Raw genomic sequence first — 20510 nt, 5'->3', positions numbered from 1 at the left:
TTAATTACCTTAATAATTGTAATACAGTTTGAGGTGCTTGATTTGCTTGAGCTAACATAGCAGTTGAAGCTTGTTGCAGTATGTTTTGTCTTGTTTGTTCCATCATCTCTTTTGCCATGTCTACGTCTCTGATTCTTGATTCTGCCGCTTGTAAGTTTTCAGCATAAACATCAAGGTTCTTGATTGTATGCTCTAATCTATTTTGATTAGCTCCTAGGTAGGATCTAGCCTTACTTACAGCATTAATTTGATCTTCAATACCTGATAATACTTGTTGTGCACCTGATTGAGTAGATAATTTATATCCTGAAACAGCTTTAGCTACGCCACTTAAACTAAATTTAGCAGTATCTAATGTAAGCTCTTGACCTTTAGCAGCTCCAATTTGTAGAGTTATTCCACTTTGTGTACCATCTAATAGAGCTATTCCATTAAACTTAGAGTTATCTTTAATGTCATTAATTTGCTTTGATAACTCAGTAACTTCTTCTTGAATTCTTTCTAAGTCATTCGTTGCATCATAAGTTCCATTAGCAGCTTGTGTTGCCAATTCTCTAACTCTTACAAGCATAGCACTTACTTCATTTAAGTTTCCTTCTGCTGTTTGAATTAATGAAATACCATCTTGGGAGTTTTTAGAAGCCATATTAAGACCTCTGATTTGTCCCCTCATCTTTTCTGAGATTGATAGTCCTGCAGCATCATCAGCAGCCCTATTAATTCTAAATCCTGATGATAACTTTTCCATTGATTTTGCACCAGCATTAGTTGATATGCCTAATTGTCTGTGAGTATTTATTGCCATCATGTTGTTATTAATTCTCATTTTTATTCCTCCTTGATTTTTGTTGTTGGCATCCTTGCCAAAATATTTTAGTACCTTTGGCCAAAAGGTTTTTTAACTTTCATTATTATTATCGGATGGTATTTATATTACTTTAGTGTTTTTTGGAAATTATTTTTGTTTTTTCATCAGAATATTTTTCTTTTATTTCCAAAAACTCATCTAAATTATCAAATAGTATGTCCACTAACTTTGGATCAAAATGTTTACCCCTTTCTTCTTTGAAATATTCTAGTATATCATTCATTATCCAAGGCTTTTTATATACTCTAGGAGAGCCTAGGGCATCGAATACATCGGCTATGGCTGCTATTCTTCCGTAGATATGAATTTCCTCACCCTTCAGTCCCCTTGGGTATCCTCCCCCATCATACTTTTCATGATGTTCATGAGCTACTATAGATGCTGCCTTTAGGATTTCTCTTTTTGAGTTTTTTAAAAGATTATATCCTATTGTTGTATGGGTTTTTATTATATTAAATTCTTCTTTAGTTAACTTTCCAGGTTTTAAAAGTATCTTATCCGGTATGGCAACTTTTCCTATATCATGTATTGGAGAAGCATGTGTTATTAACATGATTTCCCTTTGAGATAAACCATATTTCTCCCCTAGCAACTCACAATACTTGGATACTCTTTTTACATGATAACCTGTTTCTTCTGATCGAGCTTCAGTTACTTCTCCTAATGTATATAATATTTCTTTTTGAGTTGCTTCTATTTCTAAATTCAAACATAGGTTATCAAAGGTTGCGGCTATACTTTTATGAAATATATTTAATAATTCTATATCAACACAATCCATATTATTATAACGTTCAATAAATATAATCGCTTCACTTCCTGCTGTACTTTTATATCTAGCTATATAGCAATTATCAAAAAGTTCATGCTCCCCAACATTGTATATCTTTGTTACCTTTATTAAATCATCTTTTAATATAGTTTCTCTAACTTTATTGTTTATGGAAGTCTTATAGTTACCCGTTCCACCAATTATTCTAAATATATTGCTTTCTCCTTCTTTTACTGCTGCAAAAGAGTTTATAGGGCAATTTTCTTTTCCAAACCCCTTACACTGATTAATTAGTGAGCTAAGATGACATAAGCTAGAAGTTAAAAAATCATTAAGTGCATCTTTTTCATATAATTTAGATATAGATGATACTACTTTTTCCATTGATTCTTTATGATTTTTTATTCTATTAATATCCCTAAAGGATCTTAAAGATGAAAGGATAACTGTATTCATCTTCTTAGAAAATAAATCTGATTTGTTTTCATATCCATTTATATCATAATTTAATATTATCTTATCCTGTAATACAGCTGAATCCTTCCCTGTCATTAAAACTATCCTAATATTAACATCATTTATATCTTCCCTAATATATCTTACTAAATTTAAACCAGTATCTTCTTCTTCTAGAAATACATCTAATAAAACTAATGCTATATCTCTATTTTCTTCTAATACTTTAATGGCTTCATTAGATGTATAAGCACTATAAAATATTATTCCTTTATCCTCAAATATAAGATCCTGATTTACCTTTTTTAACATCCTATGTATAAAATTATCATCATCAACTATTAATACCTTCCAAAAGTCATTTTTGCTAATGCAAGTTCTCTGTATATCATCCATGATGTAACAATTCCTCCTTGAATAATTGCAATATTTAAGTAGTTTTTTTATTGAAAAGCTTTTTTACATCGTCTAATTTAGAAGTATTGTTAAGGGCTGCTAAGTTTTCATCCTGCATTTTTTTATATAACTCTTTTCGAATAATATCTATATTCTTTGGAGCATCAATTCCAATTTTAACTTTACCATCTTCTATTTCCACTATTTTTATCTCAATATTCCCATCTATAATTATTGATTCATCTTTTCTTCTAGTGAGGATAAGCATTTTACTCCCCTCCCATTTCGGAATCTTGGTTAAATATAAAATGCTTGGTTGTATATCTTTCATCATCTAAGATTACTTGTTTCCCTAACATTTTCTTCCTGTTAATAACTATTGGTCCTAACAGATTAGTTGTCATCTTTTTAATATCTTCTGGTATCACTACTATTGTATATATATTCAAATCTTCTTCTTTTTTTATTTCCAATTTATTGATTGCTATATCCGGAAGTAATATATCATAATCATTAAATATTTCAAATGGATTTATAACAATAAAAGATAGCTCCTCTTTATTAACAGATTGTAATGAATGGAAAGGATTTTCTTTATCTTCGTTTAATATAAGTACAAATTCTTTTTCTTCCTCAAAAGCTGGAATTCCTTCTTGAAAATAAATTATTTTATCTTTTTCTATCTCTACTTCTCCGAAGTTTTTGGTTCTGATTTTCATTTATATTACCCCCTTATTGTAATTGAGAATTGAGAATTAAATGGTAATCTCTAGTGGCTTATGTATTAATTACATTATAATACAATATGTAAAATTATTATATATTAATTTCTAGTCTTCTTCTAGAGTATTTATACTTGAAAAATAATAAGGGGCGACCAAAAGGCACGCCCTATAATTATCTTAGAAAATCCATTAAACTTGGTTGTATTATTCTTGTGCTCACTCCCAGACTTGCTCTATAAACATTTTCTTCTATGGCTAATCTCATCATAGCATCTGGTAAGCTAACATCTTCATTAAAGGACAGTAAATCCTTTAAATTTACCAATTGATTTTCTAACTTATTTCCTGTCATTTCCAGCCTATTGGCTTTAGCTCCTATTTCTGCAGTAACTGATAGGACTTGATTCATTGAACCTTTGATATTACTTAAGGCTTCTTGAATTTTATCAGGATTTGATGGAGCTGATAATGCATTTTCTAATTCATCAAATACTGCTATTAAATATGGCTTATCTCCCTTAGATATTTCAGCTGAATAACCTGGATTATCGGTTTTCAAATTTGTACCATCATACTCAGCCTTTCCGAAAACCTTATTCCCCAGAGTATTAACATCTACAGTTTCTGCAACTCCAACATTATATACAAATATCTCATCTTTTTGTTTTCCATCTGCATCTGTATACTTCTTTAAATCAACATTATATGTTCCATCATCATTTAATAATTTCTGATCAGTTTTAAATCCTGTAAATACTGACCTTCCTGCGTAGGTTGAGTTTCCTGTTTGTATCAAATGACTTTTTAATTCTTTTATTTCATCTCTTATTTTATCTAAATCCTCCGTATTAGTACCATTGGCTGCTTGTACTGTTAGTTCATTTGCCCTATGGAGTATTTGGTTGATTTCCTTTAAAGCTGATTCTGTTTCCTTCATCCATGCAGCTGCATCCTTGGTATTTCTAAGATATTGTTCTACCTTTGAAATGTCCGTATTAAACTTTAATGATTTACTTGCACCTATCGGATCATCAGAAGGTACTCTAAACTTCTTTCCTACTGTAGATTCATATTGTAATTTCTCTAACCTTTGTAATGTATTATTTAAGTTATATGTCATATTACTTACAAGCATATTATTTGTTATTCTCATTAGTTATTCACTTCCTTCTGTTAATTAATCGGACTATCGTCCTACCATTCCCAATCTATTTACTGTAATATCTATTATCATATCCATTGTTGATATCATTTTTGATGATGCCACATACACATGTTGAAATCTTATCATATCTGCCATTTCTTCATTTAGTTCTACTCCTGATATGGATTTACGTTTTGTTTCTATGTTTTTTTGCATAAGCTCCTGAGTTTTATAGAACCTTTCAGCCTGAAGGCTATCTACTGCCATAGATGAAAGCATAGCTTTAATAAAATCATCAGGTGTTCCTTGGGATAATCCAGTTGGGAAGAAACTCTTATCCTCCCTTTGTTTTATTAATCTTAATAAATTGGTACTATCTTCTGATGCTCCACCTGGATTTCCTGCTGCTGCTATTTTTTTAACATCTTTAACGATTTCACTATTTATGGTTAATGTTGCAGCTGTAATATTATTTGAATTATTTCCAACTCCTACAAAAAAGTCAATTCCTTCATCACCTGCTCCACGTGTTTCTCCTTCTCCATATCCCTCTCTATGCAATTCATTAAACTTCTCTGCAAACCCCTTTGCAAAATCGTCTAGTTGCTTTTGAAAATAAGGTATACCCCTATAAGAATTTCCTTCTCCATCTCCTTGAACCATATCTAGTAGTCCTTTTAATTCTCCTGATTTAACATTTACTTCTCCACCATTTTCCCAATGAATTGTATATTTATCTTTTCCATTATCATTTGTGATTTTAAGAGTCATTTCATTTGTATATAAATGGTCTACTATTGATATACCTCCAACAGAAACATTGTATTTCCCATCTGGAGATTCGTTTACCTTTACATTTACAATCTTAGATAGTTCATCTACTAATAATTCTCTTTTATCCCTTAAATCATTGGCAGGTTTCCCATCTATTTCCGCTGAATAAATTTGTCTGTTTAATTTTGCTATTTGATCACTTAAATTATTTATATTCTTTATTTTTGTTTCTATTTCATATTCAGTTTCTTTCTTCATCTCTTGTAATCTTTGTGCTGTTTCATTAATATGTTTTGTCAAAGCCATTGAATTTTGAAGCACAGGTTCTCTAAAGGCCAAATCCGAGGGATTTTTACTCATTTCATCTAAAGATTTATAAAAATCATCCATGTACTTTCTAAAACTATTATTAGATGGCTCTCCCATTAACTTTTCTATTTCTGTTAGGGAATTATTCTTTATTTGCCACTCTCCCATTGAACCTGTTTCATTCCAATATTTAAAATCCACAAAGGAGTCTCTTACTCTCTCAACATTATAAACTTCCGTACCAGTTCCTAAGAAACCTACACCTGGCATTTTATATGGAGATGTGGCTCTTTGCTCTATCTGTTGTCTTGAATATCCCTTTGTGTTTGCATTATCTATATTATGATTTGTAGTATATAAGGCTCTTTGAGATGCAAGAAGTCCTCTTACTGCTGAATTAAATCCGAAAAACATTTACTCTACCTCCCCACTAATCCCACTCTAGTCACTACTGTTTCTATCATCTCATCTATTGCATTTATTACTCGTGAGTTTGCTGAATATGAATGTTGAAAACGAATCATATCTGCCATTTCTTCATCTAAGGATACATTTGATATACTCTTTCTCTTATCATCTATAGCCTTTATTAGAAATCCTTGATTCTTCGCTATGGATTGTGAAGCTTGTCTTTCTATGCCTAGTGTAAGTATTATATTCCTATAATATCCTTCAATATCCATATCTTTTTCACCATTTCTATCTCCATAAAGTTTCTTATCTCTAAGTTTACAAATTTCCTTCGCTATCTCTCCATCTCCCTTAGCACCATTGGTAGATGATATAGCTATTTTATTATAATTAGAAAGCTCTGGATTTACCTTTATAATAGCTGCAGTTATCTTCCCACCTGAACCTATAAAGAAAGGTATTTTATTGTTATTTCTCTCTAAATCAAATCCCCTTTCATGAAGTTTATTTACTTCATTAGCAAATTCACCAACCAGCTCATCTAATTTATTCATATATGTTACCATGGAACTATCTCTTACATCTATGAACCCTGCCAATTCCCCTTGTCCATTTAATTCTATTTTCTCATTGGAATTTTTCCAATAAATATGTCCCAAACCATTTTCATCATTTTTTACATCTATTGTACTAATATAGTTCCCATTTATTAAATCTCTACCTTGTAGAGATACTACTGTTTCTCCACAGGCATTTTCATATGATGTAATAGGTATTAGTTCCGACAATCTATCTAATAGTGCATTTCTCTCATCTCTAAAATCATTTGCCTTTATCCTGCTATTTTCCCCTTCCACTAATTTAATACTATTATTTAATTGTCCTATTTCATTTAATATACTATTTACTTCATCTACCTTAACAAGGATTTCCTTATTTAAATTCTGTCTTATATCATTAAGTTGCCTTGATATATGATTTGCAGTATCTGTAAATGCAACGGAGGATTCATGCACGAGTCCTCTTGTAGTTAAGCTATCTGGCTCCTTAGACAATTCATTCCAATTCTTCCAAAAATCATGCATTACTTTTTGTAAACTACTACTACTTATTTCATTAAATACACCTTCCAGCTCCTCAAGGATTTGAGATTTAGCATAATGATATCCGAAGGTTGCTACCTCTCGCCTTACTTTTATATCTAAGAATTCATCTCTTATTTGTCTTACTTCAATAACATTAACCCCTGTACCCTTCTGAAATCTTCCATCAGTTGTATATGGATTATTTGCGTGTATTGCTGATTGTCTTACATAATTTGGATTATTTGCATTAGATATATTATGTGAAACCGTATCTAAAGACATTCTTGATGCCTGCAATCCTGTTATTGAAATATATAGACCTCCAAATCCCATATCTACACCTTCCTATCAAATATATTATTTCTACTGGATTTTTTATTTTCATTGCCATAGCCTGGCTCCATATGAGTACTAGTAATTAAATTCATATTAAAATCAATCCAATCCAAGTTCTCTTTTATGATATCATTGTTCAATTTATTTCTAAATGAAAGTTCTTCCATAATATTATGCATTTTATCTGCGATAGCTACTAATTCCTCATTGCCTTCTGGTAATTTTTCTACAATATTAGAGATGGGGGTATTTATAGCTAACCCCCAAGTATCTAAGAGCTTTTCCCTTTCTTCTTCTAATATGCCTATTTCATTTATTAGGTCTTCTTCTTTTCTTGTGATTTCTTCTAAATCATTTATAAGATTCTCTACAATAATATCTGTTTTCCTAAAAGAAAGTTCCTTTAACTCCACTAAAATGTTCATTTCTTTTTCTAAAACTAATAACAATTCTTCTCCAAAAGTCATTTCTATCACCGACCGCTAAATTTTTTTGTCAAAATTAACTGTTTCGAGTATCTTTTCAGCTATTTTCTTTCCATCTACATGATAAGCTCCTGATTGGACTTGATTCTTTATATCTTCAACCTTATCCATACGTATATCTTCTACATCTTTAAGCTTTTGCAATGCGTATTGAAATTCTATTGCCTTCTCAGATATTTTGAGTTCATCTGTATCTTTCCCCCTATTATCTGATTTAACCTTTTTAATCCCTGAGTTTTTGTTATACACTTGGAAAATATTATCCAATTTATTTATTCTCATAAAAAAACACCCCTCTTACCTATTCATTATTATTATCGGTAAGATAGGGGGTTTCTTTAATACTTTATCTTCTTTTTTCATATCTATCTATTAATCTAAATTTTTCTTCTGCCTTTTTATCTATTGTTGTCTTTTTAGACCTTGCAGAGTCAACTACTTGATTTAATTCCCTCTGCAAATCATTGGTGCATTTATCGCAGAACCTTCCAGTCTTAATGCTTACTCCACATTTTTCACATTGGAGTATTAGATTGCTGCCATCTGCTACTTCAAGTCTTCCTTCCCTTAAATAACCTATTATCTTACTTGCCTCTACACCTGTTGCTTCTTCAACCTCCACCATATTCGCTCCTGGATATTCATATAAATATTCTTTTACCTTTTGAAAATCCTTCTCGTCATCTCTCCTACAACTAGGACATATTTTAAAACCATCGTAATTATAAATTTTTCCACATCTTATACAATTTCTTATATTCATAATTTCACATCCTTTAATTATTTTTACTTGATGTCAAAGCAAGTCCAACTACTTCCTTTGCACCAGCATTTATAAGCACCTTACTGCATTCTTCCATAGTTGCTCCTGTTGTTATAATATCATCTATTAAAAGAAACTTTTTATTTTCTATAACACTTGAATTTCTTATTTGAAATGAATTTTTTAAATTTATCATTCTATCAATTTTATTTGAATGGCTTTGTTCCTTTGTCCATTTTATCTTTATTAAGCTATCTCTAACTAAAGGTTTGAATAATTTGTTTGATATGTATTTTGCCAATAATTCAGCTTGATTATATCCTCTCAGGGCTTCCTTTCTCTTATGAGTTGGAACATAAAGAATTCCATCTATATCATTATCCATATTTTTATTTTTAATGGTTTTAATCATAATTTCACCAAATGGTTTATATAAATAGTTCTTTCCATTATATTTATAATCCTTAATCATTTCTCTAGCAAATCTATTATATGAAATTGAATAATAGACCTTTTTAATATAAGGGGAATTTATATTTATCTCTTTATCTAATATTTCTAAATTCCCATAACACTCTTTACATATATGCCCTTCTCTATTTCCACTTTTTTCTTTACATAAAAGACAGATATGTTTTGTTGGAAAAATCAAATTATTTAAGGTCTGAAGCAATTCTATCACCCCATAAATATGGACATATAATTTCTAATCTTCTTATCTAATGCCGAATACCTTTTAGTTATCCTATTGTTTTTTATCATCATAGATAAATATCTTTCTTCCCCTACTAATACCACCAAATCTTTGGCTCTTGTAATGGCTGTATATAGCAGATTGCGAGTTAAAAGCATTGGTGGCCCCCAACTAATTGGCATAACAACTATTGGAAATTCAGAGCCTTGTGATTTATGTACTGTTGTGGCATAGGCTAGTTTTAATTCATCTAATTGATTAAATTCATACTCAACTTCCTTTTCATCATCAAATAAAACTTTCATGATCCTATCTTCTTCGTCTATATCTATTATAAAGCCAAAATCTCCATTAAAAACTCCTTCACCAGTAGTTATTTCTATACCATCTTTTACTATTTTCCACTCAGTTGTATAATTGTTTTTTATTTGCATTACCTTATCTCCAACTCTAAATATATCATCTCCTAAGTTTTTTTCCTCTTTAGAGCTATCCTTTGGATTTAAAATAGACTGCAAATGTTTATTTAATGAATTAATACCTACATCTCCTTTTTTCATGGGAGTTAGAACCTGAATATCTTTTAACTTATCTACCCCATAAAAACTAGGAAGCCTTTCAAAACAAAGTTCCAATATGGTATCTAATATTCCACTGCTATTTCCTCTAGTTAAGAAAAAGAAATCTTTATCCTTTTCATTTAGAATAGGCTCCTCCCCTTTGTTTATCCTATGGGCATTGACTATTATCATACTTTCTTCTGATTGCCTAAATATCTCATCTAATCTTACAATTTTAATTACTCCTGATTCAATAATATCCTTTAATACATTTCCTGCACCTACTGATGGCAATTGATCTATATCCCCTACTAAAATTACACGAGTTCCTGGGTTTATAGCCTTGAGAAGTGAATTCATAAGCAATATATCTATCATAGAGGATTCATCTATAATTATTAAGTCTGCATCTATAGGACTATCTTCATCTCTCCCAAAGGCCATAGATTCCTCTTCCATAAAAGAATATTCCAGTAACCTATGTATGGTTTTTGCTTCTCTTCCTGTGGTTTCCGTCATTCTCTTGGCTGCTCTCCCCGTTGGTGCTGCAAGAATTACTGATAGGTTTAAATCCTCACAGATTTTTATAATAGCATTTATAGTCGTAGTCTTTCCTGTACCTGGCCCTCCTGTAATAACTACTAGCCCATTTTCTAAGGACTCTTTTATAGCAAGAATTTGTTTCTTGGCAAAATTAATATTTTCTTCTTTCTCTATTCCTTTTATTTCTTTCTCTATATCTATTTCTAATTCTTCCAATTGAACTTGAGATAATTCTACAAGTTTTCTACTAACATTATTTTCTGCTATATGAAACGGAGTATAATATATAAGAACATCTTCATTATCTGTGATTAAATGAATATTTCCCCTAAGTCCTAGATTTCTTATTCCCTCTTCTATTAAGCCCTCTTCTACTTCTAATAATTTGGATACACTAGATATTAACTCGTCCTTTGGTACATAACAATGTCCATTACCTGCAAACTCCATTATAATATATTTAATCCCTGCTTCTACTCTATAAATGGATTCTTTATTTATACCCATTTTTGATGCTATTTTATCAGCAGTTTTAAATCCTATGCCATAAATATCTTCCGATAATTTATAAGGATTCTCACTGATTATATTTATAGTATCTTTTCCATATTTTTTATATATCTTTATACCATAATTAACTGTAATACCATACCCTTGTAAAAACACCATAATATCCCTTAATTCCCTTTGTTCTCCATAGGCTTCTATTATCTTTTCAAGTTTTTTCTCACCTATGCCAGATATTTCTTTTAATCTTTCAGGATTATATTGTATGATTTCCAGTGAATCTAACCCAAATCTTTCAACTATTTTTTTAGCTGTCTTAGGCCCAATATGGGGAATTAAACCAGAGGATAGATAGTTTTCTATTCCTTTTAAGGTGGAAGGTACTACTGTAGAAATACTTGTAAAAGCTAATTGCTCTCCATAGGTCGGGTGATATATCCATTCTCCCTCAACTTTTACAGTTTCCTCTAGATTTATAAAGGGAGTATTACCTACTATGGTAACAGTTCCATCAGATGTATTAAGTTTTGCAACTGTATATCCATTAGCTTCATTTCTAAATCTTATTTCCTCTATAGTTCCCTCTAATACTAACAAAACAATACCCCCTGTAGTCTTTGTCAACTGGAGAATTATTGGGAGGGTTATCCTCTCAATAATTCTGCCTTGTCTGTTTTTTCCCATGGTAAATTTAGTTCTTCTCTACCAAAATGTCCATAGGATGCTAATTGTTTATAGATCGGTCTTTTTAAATCTAAATCCTTAATAATAGCAGCTGGTCTTAGATCAAAATGTTTTTTCACTAGTTCTTGAATTTCCTCATCAGATTTCTTTGCTGTTCCAAATGTATCCACATAAATAGATAATGGTCTTGCTACACCTATGGCATATGCCAGTCCTACTTCACATTTATCTGCTAATCCTGCTGCTACTATGTTTTTAGCCACATATCTCGCAGCATAAGCAGCTGATCTATCTACCTTGGTTGGGTCTTTACCTGAAAATGCTCCCCCACCATGTCTTGCGTAGCCACCATAGGTATCTACTATTATTTTTCTTCCAGTTAATCCTGAATCTCCCATAGGTCCGCCTATTACAAATCTGCCTGTAGGATTTACATAATATTTAGTGTTTTCATCTAATAATTCATGGGGTATTATTTCCATTATTACATATTTTACTATATCTTCTCTTATGGTTTCTAAAGTTACATCTGGACTATGCTGAGTAGATACTACTACATTTTCTATCCTTACAGGTTTATCGTCATGGTATTCTACTGTTACCTGAGTTTTGCCATCTGGTCTTAGATATTCTAATGTGCCATCTTTTCTTATATCCGCTAATCTCTTAGCTAATTTATGAGCCAAAGATATAGGTAATGGCATTAATTCCTTAGTTTCATTACATGCATAACCAAACATCATACCTTGATCCCCTGCACCTATTAAATCCAATGCATCATTAGAGTCGGTTTTTTGCTCTAATGCCTTGTCTACCCCCATAGCAATATCACTTGACTGTTCATTTATAGAAGTAAGAACAGCACAAGTATCTCCATCAAATCCATACTTTGCCCTTGTATATCCTATTTGTTCTATTGTTTCCCTTGTTACTTTAGGTATATCTACATAACATTTTGTAGTAATTTCCCCTACTACTAATACCATTCCAGTTGTTACTGTGGTTTCACAAGCAACTCTTGCATCTGGATCCTTTTTAAGTATTTCATCTAATATAGCATCGGATATCTGGTCACATACCTTATCCGGATGTCCTTCTGTTACTGATTCAGAAGTAAATAACCATTTTTTCATTAATTTGCCTCCCATTCTTTAAAATTCTATCGTTCGCTAAGTTAGGTCATATCACGCAGTCTCACTGCACAAATTCATTTCCTCATTATCATTCGCATGAATTTGGCGTTCGTTGCCTTTGACCTACTAAAGCTCACTATCGTTCGCTAAGTTAGGTCATAAAAAAAACCTTTTTAAGAAAAGGTTTGAGCATTCGCTTTACCTCATCTCTCAGAACATAGTTCTGTGGGATTTAGCACCTTGTATAATACTGGTTGCTGGATTTCATCGGGCCCATACCCTCCATCACTCTTGATAAGGAACTATATTTAGTTTTTATCTAAGAAACATTTTATCATAGCAGAAAATACTAGTCAATGATGATAAGATTTAAAATAACGAAAAGACTTGATAAGATATAGTGGCTACAATAGCACCTGCTGTTATTATACCCAAAGATATGGATAATAGAGCCTTTTTGAAATCCAGTTTTAATATAGATGCTATAATGGACCCTGTCCATACACCTGTAGTTGGAACTGGTATAGCTACAAATATAAATAATCCTATTAAACTATATTTTTTTATAATATTAGCCTTTTTCATGGATCTTCTTTTTACCCAGCCTATTGTATTTGAAAAAACTACAGTCTTTTCAAAGTATTTCATAATAGGTTGAAGTAATTTTAATAAAAATGGTACTATAATTATATTTCCTATTATACTTAAGATTGTACTATGTAATGGGCTAAGACCTAAAGATATACCTAAAGGTATGGCACCTCTAAGCTCTACTATAGGCATCATCGCAAAGAATATTACCATGATTTCTATTTGTAATTCCTCTATTAACTCCCACATACAATATGCCTCCAATCTTAATATAATTATAAGCTATTTTAGACTATTGTTCAATTAGCTTATTTAATCATAAATAATATAAAACAATAAATAGTAATCAAAAAATTCATTATCTTATAAGAAATAAATCTTCTATAGCTAGCTCATCTAAAAATTAACATGTATGAAATAATTTCATAGTATGAAATTATTTCATACATGTTTTTATTATGTTTTTAAACAGAAAGTCTTCACAATGCCGTCAAATGGCTAACAATACCATATAAGAAAGAAATAGGAAACATGGCATACTATTTGCATAATTATATTTAGAATATAAAACCAATGTTAAAATTGCTCCTATATATAAAAAGAAAGGGGCATTATTTTTATTTAAAGGTATTGGACAGCATTTATTATATAGAGTATAAATCTATTAATTATATATGGGTTTACACTAATAAAAATAGGAGATGAAAAAATGAATAACTTAGAAAACAAAAAAACGGGAACCATCAAATTCAAATTAATCGTAGTACCCTTGATACTAGTATTTATTACAATCTTAGGTATAGCCTTAGCTAGTTCTTATTTATTTAAACAAAGTTTATTAAATGCCAAGAAAGAAAGTGGTTTTGAATTAGTAGACCAAGTAATAAATAGAATAAACGATAATTCAAATTCAATTCTAAATATTAATCAAATTTTAGAAGAAAATATGAGAGCTGCAGCAAATGCCAGCATTAGAAACCAAGATAACTTAAGCAATGAATTTTTAGATAGTATTGTACAGAACTCAACTGTAGATTCCATCTACTGGTATGATAGTAATATGGAAATAATATATTCTACAGTTCGAGGTGATATAGGCTGGATAGTGCCGGAGGACCATCCTTTAACTAAATTTATGAAAAGTAATGATAGTGAAATTATGGAAGCTATAAGACAAGATAATGCTTCAGAAAATGGAGATTATTTTAAATTTGGAGCAGTTAAAGCAAAGAATGGTGAATTTGTACAAGTTGCCATCCTTGCTAATAAAGTACAGGAATTAACAACAAAATATGAATATCAAAATCTTGTTGAACGTTTATCCTATACCGATAATATCGTGTACGCTGAATTAATTGATGCAAACTCTACTATTTTAGCCCATAGTAATAAGGATATGATAAATACAAAGGAAACAGATGAAAATATAGTTGCGGCTATTACAAGTCAAGAAAGATACTCTGCTTTATATGATAATGAAGGGCTTGAAGTCTATGAAGTATTAGTACCTGTTAATCTAAATGGTAAGTATATAGGCTCTTTAAAAGTTGCATTTTCTATGAATGAAACTTTTAAAGCTATTAATAAAAACATTTACAATATTACACTAATAGGTATCTTATCATTTATTGTATTGGGATTTATTTTACTTTCTATTTCTAAAGGTATAGCAAAGAATCTTTATATTACAAAAGAACATTTAAATATTATGACCTCCGGAGATTTTACTGTAGATATTCCAAATAATTACCTTGAACAAAAGAATGAATTTGGAGAAATTGCAATTGCCATCAAAAGCCTTCAAATTTTTATTAGAAATACAACGAATAATATAGGAAAGTCCTCTCAAAAATTAAAGTCTGCATCAGAAAAACTAACATCTGCTAGCAAAGAATCTACAATAGCTTCAGAAGAAATAGCCAATACAATTCAAGAAATAGCGAAGGGAGCCAGTGAACAAGCTAGTGATACAGAACAAGGTGCAATAAGCATTAATGTTCTTGGAGATTTGGTAGAAAAAAACCAAAGATTTATTGAAGAACTAAATACGTCTACTAAAGAAGCAAATTCCCTAAAAGATGAAGGAATTGAAACTATAAAGGAATTAGTAGTAAGTACTAATATGAATCAAGCCTCTGTAAAAGAAATAAATGAAATAATTATAAATACAAATAAAAGTGCAGAAAAAATAGAAACTGCCAGCCATATGATTCAAAGCATCGCAGAACAAACTAATCTGTTGGCATTAAATGCCGCTATAGAAGCAGCTAGAGCAGGAGAGGCAGGAAGTGGTTTTGCCGTTGTAGCAGAAGAAGTACGAAAATTAGCTGAAAGTTCTAATGAGTTTACAAAAGAAATAGTTACCATAATAAAAGATCTAACTACAAAAACAGAATATGCTGTAGATAATATTAAAAAAGTTGAGGAATCTACACAATCACAAGTAACAAATGTAAAAATAGCTAATAAAAAATTTATGGGTATTGCATCAGCCATAGAAAACATGGAAAAATCAATAGATAATGTCAATAGCTCAGCAGCAGAAATGAAAATCAAAAAAGAAGATATAATAACAATTATTTCAAATTTATCCGCCATATCAGAAGAAAATGCTGCTGGTACAGAGGAAACCTCAGCAGCTGTTGAAGAACAAATGGCGTCTATGTTGGAAATAGAAAATTCATGTGAGGCCTTACTGGAGCTATCAGAAGAAATGTATAAAGGTATTTCTAAACTTAAGTATTAAAATAACATCTATGCTTTATATGAAATATATAGATATTCAAAGATAATTGGAGATTTATTTTGATATTATGTATTCTTATTGTGTATATATACATTACAACTGTTTTTTGACAAATATAGCTCATTTTACCCTATTGCATTTTTATCCATTCCATCGTATAATGTAATAGTTGAATGAGCAACGGGGTGTAGCGCAGTTTGGTAGCGCACGTGGTTTGGGACCATGGGGCCGGGGGTTCAAATCCTCTCACCCCGACCATCGACAAAAGGAATTAAACTTTCGTTTAATTCCTTTTTTATTTTTTGTTTTCATATTAATTCATCAATATTATTACATACTTTCTTTACTCTTTATTAATTCCCAATTGTCAATTGATTGTAATTGTTAACTGATTGTAATATGTTTGTAACCAAATTGATATATTTAAACTATATAATGAAAGGGACAAGCAATATGGCTTACATAAAATATTACGAGGTGAGATTATGAGAAAAAATTTTAAAAAGGTCTTTGTGTCTTTATTAGCCGCTACAACTATTTTCACGTCTACCGGACCAGTCTTAGCTAATAAAATTACTGTAAATATGCCCTATACTATATATCAAAATGTTGAGAAAAATAATATTTCTGCTGGTGTAGTCCATGAGAAAATAATGAAATTTACTACATCTGGATGGTGGAATATAAATGTCCTTAGGATTAATCTATTAAATCCCTATACAGAATTGAAGAGTTTAGTAAATCCAAATGGTTTACCAAATAGAGACAAGGTTAGTTCTATGGTAGAAAAACATAATGCTGTTGCTGGAATAAATGGCGATTTTTTCAACTATAGCCCATTACCTTCAACTTTAGGTGCATTAATAGATAATGGTGAGTTATTGACTGACCGTAGAGATGATGCAACTCCAGCACTTCCTGGTTTTTTTGTTGACTTCTTGAATAATGCTAAAATCGACTATTTTAAAAGAGCAATGGAAGCTAAGAATGTTACAACAGGTGGTAAGATTAATATAAATGCTGTAAATAATGTATCCACATATTTTGATGTTGTAACCCTTTTAAATAAACACTGGGGTTCTAAATCCATAGGAACTAGATTCCATAATGATTTAGTAGAAGTAGTTATAGATAATGATATAGTAACAGATATAAGAGTTGGTCAAGAAGCAGTAAATATCCCCGAAAATGGTTATGTATTAATTGGAAGAGGACAAAAATCAGAAGAACTTCTAAAATTTTCTGTAGGGGATGCTGTAGAACTTAATATATCCAGTACTCCTGATATTAATAATATTAAGTTTTCCATAGGTGGCGGAAGTTATATTCTAAAAAATGGGGAACTAAATAAGCCAGATATTTCTTCTCCTGGAAATCATCCTAGAACTGGGATTGGAATTAACAAAGATGGTACAGAAGTAATTTTAGTTACTATAGACGGTAGAGATTCTTCCTTTAAAGGAGTTAGCCAAGAAATGTTTGGCGCAGTTCTTAGGGATCTTGGAGCCTATAATGGCTTGAATTTAGATGGCGGTGGGTCAACTGCCATGGCTATAAAACCAATTGATGCACAAAAATCTACTATAGTAAATAAGCCTTCTGAAGGTTCAGAAAGACTTGTTGTAAATGGAGTAGGAGTCTTTTCTAATGCTCCAGTAGAAGAATTATCCTATATTAAGATAATAACAGACGATACAAATATGTTCATAAATACAACAAGAAAGTTTTCAGTAAAAGGATATGATAAAAACCATAATCCTATAGCTATTGATGAATCTCAAATTTTATTTACTCACGAAGGTGTAGATGGAAATATATCTGGCAACATATTCAAAGCTCTATCCCAAGGGAAATCAAAAATCATTGCTAATTATGGTAATATAACTAACTCCATAGATATTAATGTATTAGGCAATGTAAAGGATTTAACTAGTAACCTATCTAATTTCAATATAGATATAAACAGCGAAAAAGCCTTACCTACATTCTATGGTAAAGATGAAAATGGATATCAAGCTAAAATATACCCCGAAGATATTGTATTTACAACTATAAATAATATTGGACATGTAGATAAAGGTATATTCTATAGTGCTGATACATCTGCAGCAGGTGTTCTTACTGCTAAGCTAGATGAAGGTATCGAAAATATTTTGGTATCTGTAGGCAGTAATGGTAAGTTAATAGAAGGATTTGAATCCATTTCCAATTTTAAATTTACTTCCCAACCTGAAACTGTTTTAGGTGAAATAAACCCTAACCAAGATGCCAAAGAAGGACAATACTCTTTAGCATTAAAATATGATTTCTCTCAAGGAGAAAATACTAGAGCAGCCTATCTAAATCTAATGAAAGACGGAAAAGATGGATTACCTATAGCAGGTCTACCAAAAAAATTAGGTCTATGGGTAAATGGAGATAATAGCGGCAGTTGGCTAAGAGGAGCTATCAAAGATAGTAAAGGTAATTCTCATGCAATAGACTTTGCAAAAACCATTGATTGGACTGGATGGCAATTTGTAAACGCTAATATTCCTACTAATGTTTCCTATCCCATAGTCTTAGAAAAAATTTATCCTGTGGAAACAGATAGCTTAAAGAAACAATCTGGCGAATTATTGTTTGATGGATTAACAGCTTTTTATCCTCCTACATTGAGTAATGTGGTACTACCTACTCCAAGCTCTTTGAAGGATAGTAAAAATATAAAATCCCCTATAAACAAAGATGGGTTCTCCTTTGCAGTTTTAGCAGAACCAAAAGGATTAGATGCATTGGTAAAATATGATGCTAGCTCAAAGGTTAAAGCTAGAGTAAATAATCATAAGATAGCTATTTCTTTAAATGGAATATCTAATGAATTTGCAAATGGCCTAAAGAATTATTCAAGAATTGATGCCTCTGGAGCATATAAGAAAAATAAACATAAGGATGTTGTTTTTATAAATATAAATACCCAGAAAAATGGCATTAGAGAAACAAATGTAGCTCAATGGACTAATCTAATAAATGATTTAAATGGAGCAACAGAAAATAATATTGTGCTTTTCTTCTCTACACCAATATTTGGTTCAAATGGATTTAAAGATACTTTAGAAGCAGAACTTCTTCATAAATATTTAGTAGAAGCTAGAGAAAAGGGTAAAAATATATTTGTTGTACATGGAGGCAGCTCCAACACTTCAAATTTAAAAGATGGTATAAGATATATTGAATTAAATACTAAAGCATTAACTAAACCGGAAGATATCTATGATTTATCTATTATAGAATTTGTAGTAAATAGCTCAGATCTAACTTATACTATTTCTCCACTCTTTGAAAAACCAAATGTTAAAGTAGGTAAATAAAAATTAAAGACTTAGGCATATGCCTAAGTCTTTAATTTTTATAGTCTTACATAGTTATTTTTAAATTGGTTATAAAGTATTTTTGCTAAACCTATACTATTATCTCCTTTTGTCATTTCCTTCGATAATTCTTCTAACTGCATTTCCTCAAATATACGCGTTCCTTGAGACTTTTCCACTAAGCCATTATCATCTGGAATAGTCTTTTTCATCTCTTTCAACATCATATAGAGAAATACGCTTTCAAACTCACGACAAGTTTCCATTAGTTTCTTATCGTCTTCCGTTTCTTTTAAATTCTCCATCTTCTTTTGAATTAAGGCTGGCTCTTTATCTATATTTATAATATTATTAATTGGTGATATTTCCACTTAATTCACCTCTTATCTTTTCAGGTTATTTGCCATCTGCAGCATTTCATCTGAAGTAGTTATGGTTTTTGAATTGATTTCATAAGCCCTTTGTGCAGTAATCATCTTTACCATTTCATCCACTACTTGAACATTTGAAGCTTCTAAATATCCTTGTACCACTCTAGTATTCATTTCCTCTGCTTCTAATGGTATTTCCTCACCTGAAGCAGCTGTTCCTCTATATAGATTTTGCCCTTCTGATTGAAGTCCTTCTGGATTCATGAAGTTTACCAATTTCAATCTACCAATTTCTACAGTTTCATCATCTTCATCTTTTCCGTAAATATATCCTAACTCATCAACGGTAATATCCTTAACTCCATCTTCTATTGTAATTAAATCATCATCTTCACTAAGTACAAAATATCCATCTGAAGTAACTAAAGTAGCTTCATCTCCATCTATACTTAATTTGAAACTTCCATCTCTAGTATATCTTGTATCTCCATTTGGTAATTCTACTGCAAAAAACCCTTCTCCATTTATGGCAAAATCAAAAGCTCCTTGAGTTTCAATAAAACTACTTGTCCTAAAATCTCTCTTAGTAGCTATTGGCATAACACCATGACCTACTTCTAGATTAACTGGTCTTCCTTGGTCATCGTTTATATTGGCTCTTTTTATATTTGCATAGAATAAATCCTTAAACTCTGCCCTTTGTACCTTGTAGCTAGTAGTATTTACATTGGCTAAGTTATTAGATATAGTGTCTATATTAAATTGCTGTGCTTTCATTCCCGTTGCTGCAGTCCATAACGATCTCAT

Annotated in this window: 18 protein-coding genes, 1 tRNA gene and 1 riboswitch; of the genes, 3 read left to right on the top strand and 16 right to left on the bottom strand. The window is 31.0% G+C overall.

What is annotated here, in order from left to right; translation table 11 throughout:
• Positions 1 to 4: 4 nt before the first annotated feature.
• The 14 genes from RT714_RS10230 to RT714_RS10165 form a co-directional block, all read right to left on the bottom strand.
• Positions 5 to 826 (bottom strand): flagellin, encoded by an 822-nt coding sequence (locus tag RT714_RS10230; protein WP_313757470.1) that lies wholly within the window; start codon positions 824 to 826, stop codon positions 5 to 7.
• Positions 827 to 938: 112 nt separating this feature from the next.
• The gene (locus tag RT714_RS10225) at positions 939 to 2492 is read right to left on the bottom strand and encodes an HD domain-containing phosphohydrolase (protein WP_313757469.1); all 1554 of its coding nucleotides are present in this window, start codon (positions 2490 to 2492) and stop codon (positions 939 to 941) included.
• A 34-nt stretch (positions 2493 to 2526) separates the two neighbouring features.
• Entirely contained in the window at positions 2527 to 2760 is a 234-nt protein-coding gene (gene csrA / locus RT714_RS10220; RefSeq protein WP_313757468.1) for a carbon storage regulator CsrA, read from the bottom strand.
• A gap of 1 nt (position 2761) precedes the next feature.
• A complete protein-coding gene (gene fliW / locus RT714_RS10215) occupies positions 2762 to 3211 on the bottom strand; it encodes a flagellar assembly protein FliW (protein WP_313757467.1) in 450 nt (149 codons plus the stop codon).
• A gap of 178 nt (positions 3212 to 3389) precedes the next feature.
• A complete protein-coding gene (gene flgL, locus RT714_RS10210) occupies positions 3390 to 4370 on the bottom strand; it encodes a flagellar hook-associated protein FlgL (protein ID WP_313757466.1) in 981 nt (326 codons plus the stop codon).
• A gap of 33 nt (positions 4371 to 4403) precedes the next feature.
• Complete coding sequence (flgK, locus tag RT714_RS10205) at positions 4404 to 5858, bottom strand: flagellar hook-associated protein FlgK (protein WP_313757465.1); 1455 nt, start codon at positions 5856 to 5858, stop codon at positions 4404 to 4406.
• A gap of 5 nt (positions 5859 to 5863) precedes the next feature.
• The gene (gene flgK / locus RT714_RS10200; protein WP_313757464.1) at positions 5864 to 7273 is read right to left on the bottom strand and encodes a flagellar hook-associated protein FlgK; all 1410 of its coding nucleotides are present in this window, start codon (positions 7271 to 7273) and stop codon (positions 5864 to 5866) included.
• A 2-nt stretch (positions 7274 to 7275) separates the two neighbouring features.
• Complete coding sequence (locus RT714_RS10195) at positions 7276 to 7743, bottom strand: flagellar protein FlgN (RefSeq protein ID WP_313757531.1); 468 nt, start codon at positions 7741 to 7743, stop codon at positions 7276 to 7278.
• Between the two features lie 15 nt (positions 7744 to 7758).
• Positions 7759 to 8043, bottom strand: coding sequence for a flagellar biosynthesis anti-sigma factor FlgM (flgM, locus tag RT714_RS10190; protein WP_313757463.1), 285 nt, complete (start codon positions 8041 to 8043; stop codon positions 7759 to 7761).
• A gap of 64 nt (positions 8044 to 8107) precedes the next feature.
• Positions 8108 to 8524, bottom strand: coding sequence for a TIGR03826 family flagellar region protein (locus RT714_RS10185; RefSeq protein WP_313757462.1), 417 nt, complete (start codon positions 8522 to 8524; stop codon positions 8108 to 8110).
• 13 nt (positions 8525 to 8537) lie between these two features.
• Positions 8538 to 9197, bottom strand: coding sequence for a ComF family protein (locus RT714_RS10180; RefSeq protein WP_313757461.1), 660 nt, complete (start codon positions 9195 to 9197; stop codon positions 8538 to 8540).
• Positions 9198 to 9202: 5 nt separating this feature from the next.
• Positions 9203 to 11425, bottom strand: a complete 2223-nt coding sequence (locus RT714_RS10175) for an ATP-dependent RecD-like DNA helicase (RefSeq protein ID WP_313757460.1) — start codon at positions 11423 to 11425, stop codon at positions 9203 to 9205.
• Between the two features lie 47 nt (positions 11426 to 11472).
• On the bottom strand, positions 11473 to 12645 hold the full coding sequence (gene metK, locus RT714_RS10170; RefSeq protein WP_313757459.1) for a methionine adenosyltransferase: 1173 nt from the start codon (positions 12643 to 12645) through the stop codon (positions 11473 to 11475).
• 200 nt (positions 12646 to 12845) lie between these two features.
• Positions 12846 to 12946: riboswitch (SAM riboswitch) on the bottom strand.
• A 68-nt stretch (positions 12947 to 13014) separates the two neighbouring features.
• On the bottom strand, positions 13015 to 13485 hold the full coding sequence (locus tag RT714_RS10165) for a small multi-drug export protein (RefSeq protein ID WP_313757458.1): 471 nt from the start codon (positions 13483 to 13485) through the stop codon (positions 13015 to 13017).
• 460 nt (positions 13486 to 13945) lie between these two features.
• On the opposite strand from RT714_RS10165, the gene RT714_RS10160 reads away from it, so the two are divergent.
• The 3 genes from RT714_RS10160 (at position 13946) to RT714_RS10150 (ending at position 19332) form a co-directional block, all read left to right on the top strand.
• Complete coding sequence (locus tag RT714_RS10160) at positions 13946 to 15982, top strand: methyl-accepting chemotaxis protein (protein ID WP_313757457.1); 2037 nt, start codon at positions 13946 to 13948, stop codon at positions 15980 to 15982.
• Positions 15983 to 16163: 181 nt separating this feature from the next.
• Positions 16164 to 16240: transfer RNA gene (locus RT714_RS10155), tRNA-Pro, on the top strand.
• A 227-nt stretch (positions 16241 to 16467) separates the two neighbouring features.
• The gene (locus tag RT714_RS10150; RefSeq protein WP_313757456.1) at positions 16468 to 19332 is read left to right on the top strand and encodes a phosphodiester glycosidase family protein; all 2865 of its coding nucleotides are present in this window, start codon (positions 16468 to 16470) and stop codon (positions 19330 to 19332) included.
• Positions 19333 to 19370: 38 nt separating this feature from the next.
• Here the strand turns inward: RT714_RS10150 and RT714_RS10145 are convergent, their stop codons facing one another.
• The gene (locus RT714_RS10145; protein WP_313757455.1) at positions 19371 to 19703 is read right to left on the bottom strand and encodes a rod-binding protein; all 333 of its coding nucleotides are present in this window, start codon (positions 19701 to 19703) and stop codon (positions 19371 to 19373) included.
• A gap of 12 nt (positions 19704 to 19715) precedes the next feature.
• On the bottom strand, positions 19716 to 20510 hold the full coding sequence (gene flgG / locus RT714_RS10140) for a flagellar basal-body rod protein FlgG (RefSeq protein WP_313757454.1): 795 nt from the start codon (positions 20508 to 20510) through the stop codon (positions 19716 to 19718).

The sequence above is a fragment of the Tissierella sp. genome, from assembly GCF_032104385.1.
Lineage (GTDB): Bacteria > Bacillota > Clostridia > Tissierellales > Tissierellaceae > Tissierella.
The sequence above is the reverse complement of the archived record's forward strand: the minus strand, read 5'-3'. Positions and strand labels throughout refer to the sequence as shown.

Coding starts and splice junctions, on each gene's coding strand:
- RT714_RS10185 (WP_313757462.1), bottom strand. CDS start 8,524: ATGAATATAAGAAATTGTATAAGATGTGGAAAAATTTATAATTACGAT.
- flgL (WP_313757466.1), bottom strand. CDS start 4,370: ATGAGAATAACAAATAATATGCTTGTAAGTAATATGACATATAACTTA.
- RT714_RS10160 (WP_313757457.1), top strand. CDS start 13,946: ATGAATAACTTAGAAAACAAAAAAACGGGAACCATCAAATTCAAATTA.
- flgG (WP_313757454.1), bottom strand. CDS start 20,510: ATGAGATCGTTATGGACTGCAGCAACGGGAATGAAAGCACAGCAATTT.
- RT714_RS10150 (WP_313757456.1), top strand. CDS start 16,468: ATGAGAAAAAATTTTAAAAAGGTCTTTGTGTCTTTATTAGCCGCTACA.
- RT714_RS10230 (WP_313757470.1), bottom strand. CDS start 826: ATGAGAATTAATAACAACATGATGGCAATAAATACTCACAGACAATTA.
- flgK (WP_313757464.1), bottom strand. CDS start 7,273: ATGGGATTTGGAGGTCTATATATTTCAATAACAGGATTGCAGGCATCA.
- RT714_RS10195 (WP_313757531.1), bottom strand. CDS start 7,743: ATGACTTTTGGAGAAGAATTGTTATTAGTTTTAGAAAAAGAAATGAAC.
- flgK (WP_313757465.1), bottom strand. CDS start 5,858: ATGTTTTTCGGATTTAATTCAGCAGTAAGAGGACTTCTTGCATCTCAA.
- metK (WP_313757459.1), bottom strand. CDS start 12,645: ATGAAAAAATGGTTATTTACTTCTGAATCAGTAACAGAAGGACATCCG.
- csrA (WP_313757468.1), bottom strand. CDS start 2,760: ATGCTTATCCTCACTAGAAGAAAAGATGAATCAATAATTATAGATGGG.
- RT714_RS10225 (WP_313757469.1), bottom strand. CDS start 2,492: ATGGATGATATACAGAGAACTTGCATTAGCAAAAATGACTTTTGGAAG.
- flgM (WP_313757463.1), bottom strand. CDS start 8,043: ATGAGAATAAATAAATTGGATAATATTTTCCAAGTGTATAACAAAAAC.
- fliW (WP_313757467.1), bottom strand. CDS start 3,211: ATGAAAATCAGAACCAAAAACTTCGGAGAAGTAGAGATAGAAAAAGAT.
- RT714_RS10165 (WP_313757458.1), bottom strand. CDS start 13,485: ATGTGGGAGTTAATAGAGGAATTACAAATAGAAATCATGGTAATATTC.